2 protein-coding genes are annotated in these 2,176 nt (G+C 36.7%); both read left to right on the top strand.

Annotated features, from left to right (window positions below; genetic code table 11):
- Positions 1-573 precede the first annotated feature (573 nt).
- The gene (locus ACKI5B_RS10940) at positions 574-1,653 is read left to right on the top strand and encodes an IS110 family RNA-guided transposase (RefSeq protein WP_407428675.1); all 1,080 of its coding nucleotides are present in this window, start codon (positions 574-576) and stop codon (positions 1,651-1,653) included.
- A gap of 271 nt (positions 1,654-1,924) precedes the next feature.
- Positions 1,925-2,176, top strand: a 252-nt coding sequence (locus tag ACKI5B_RS10935; RefSeq protein ID WP_407428673.1) for a hypothetical protein, incomplete at its 3' end; no start/stop codon positions are given.

Genomic DNA, 2,176 nt, shown 5'->3' with positions numbered 1-2,176 from the left:
AAACATCGAGCGAAAAAGGCTCCCGTGAATAACCGTACTTATGCTCCGCTATTTCGACCTCGCGCTTCGCTTGTAGGCATTTTGCGAATAATTTTATCGGTCGAAGACCTTCGCAAAGCACGAACATTCACTCCGCCTTTTTCAGACTATCTTTTTTATATGTTTACTTTATCGAAGTTGCCCGGAATTTTTTTATGAAATTTACATATAACGACGTTTGTTTTTTAGATATTTCCGCCCATTTTGATAAATTGAACATTTATAAATAGTTTATTAAAAAATAGATTTTGCGCGAGCGAACGGAGGATGGGGCGAAAGATGCCATGATATAAATGTCTGGGAAAGTGTGGTACTCTGATTTGACGGAATCAGAGAGTCGGCGGAAGGTTCTAGAGTGTTGTGAAGGAGGTTCTATTCAGCGATAGTCCCTTACTTCGGGCGAAAGATAAACCAAAACCGACCGCCGTACGACATTATGCAGAATAAAGTCATACTTTATTACTGCGAATAGGAGCACGGCTCACCACAGCCAGCGTTTACTCCTGATTCCATTTTATCATAAAGGGGTAAGAAATGGAACAGAAAAGATTTGTAGGAATTGACTTGGGGAAAAGAACCTACGAAATGAAAATCATTGGCATTAACGGTAAAGTTACCGGAACAAACGGGCAGACAAACCCGAGCGGAAGAAAATTGTTGTACAGAAAACTATTGGCAACGGACAGAGTTGCGATAGAAGTTTGCTCACTTGGTATGGTAATGGCCAAAGAAATTCAGAAAGAAGTTGGATGTGAAGTAGTTCTTTTAAATCCTAGCCAGCTTGTTTTAATCTACCGTTCCTTAAAGAAAAATGACAAAGAAGATGCCTTAAAACTTGCACGCCTTGTTCAGAAATACAAAAATGAAGAGCTTCCTAAAGTTGAGCTTCCGACTGAACACGAAGAAAACTTAAGACAGATTCTTACAGAGATTCGCCAGCTGAAAAACGACAGAACGAAAGAAATAAATAGACTACACGCAATCTTTGTTGAATGCGGAATTACCGAGATAAAGAAAAAGGATCTTGCAACAATCGATAACAGAATTAAGTGTATAAAGATGTTGAAAGGGATTGCTTTAGCACAGGCTGAACGTATTCTTAAAAAGCTGGAACTGGTTGAAACTCAGATAGAAGAAGTTGAAGAACTTCTTGATAAAGAAATTGATGGAGATAAAAACATAGAAAAACTGACTGAAATACCAGGGGTTGGAAAACAGTTGGCATCTGCATATGTTGCTTTTATAGGTGACGGCTCTCGTTTTCCGAATGCATCAACAATAGGTGCTGCAACAGGGCTTGTTCCAAGGCTTGATATGTCCAGTACTGTTTGCAGAATGGGACATATAACAAAATGTGGTAATAAAAATCTGCGAACTTTACTGATTCTTGCAGCCTGGTCACATGTCAGATCTAGGGATGGTGGCGCACTAAAAGATAAGTTTTTATATATGACACGGTTTCAAAGTAAAGGAAAGAAGATTGCCATTGTAGCGATTGCAAGAAAATTAGCAGAGTTGATGTATATATTACTAAAAAATGATACATCATATGAAAAAAGGCCTTCACCTACAATTTCTCAACTTGTAGATAAAGCTATGAAATTTGCATCGTAAAATTATGGAATCAGGAGTATTGTGGTATTGACAAATATCATAGGAACACTCTGCTTGTGGCAGCCACTGAGTGGCTGGTTCTATAGTTTCTATACCACAAGCAGCGTGTAGCGAGTTATCGAGCGTTTTTGAACCAGCCTACGTAAGCGGGAGCAATTATAAATTGTTTTTTACTCTTAGATTTTATTGTTTAATTTATTCGTAAAATTATTTTACAAATATAACGTTTTTTTTATGTAATTTTGCGCGCAAATAATTGTATACTTATTATATGAGAGATACCCGCTCCATTATTGTAAATCTAATTTTTGCGTTTTTTGCGATTGGCGTATTTTGTTCAGAAAGTGTAGATTCTATTAGTTTGGAATCTATGCTTTCTAATTATATTGCTCAAGATTCTCAAATAAAAAATCTCGCGTTAAAATATCAGCAGACTTTACTTTCTCAAAAAAAATCTGATGTTCAAAATGGATTTAATGTAAAATTATCAACAGGGCAGATTTCTGTAAGAACTGACGTTTTT

The organism is Treponema sp., assembly GCF_045657965.1.
GTDB lineage: Bacteria > Spirochaetota > Spirochaetia > Treponematales > Treponemataceae > Treponema_D.
Note: the sequence above shows the minus strand (reverse complement) of the source record. Positions and strands in the feature narration are given on the sequence as shown.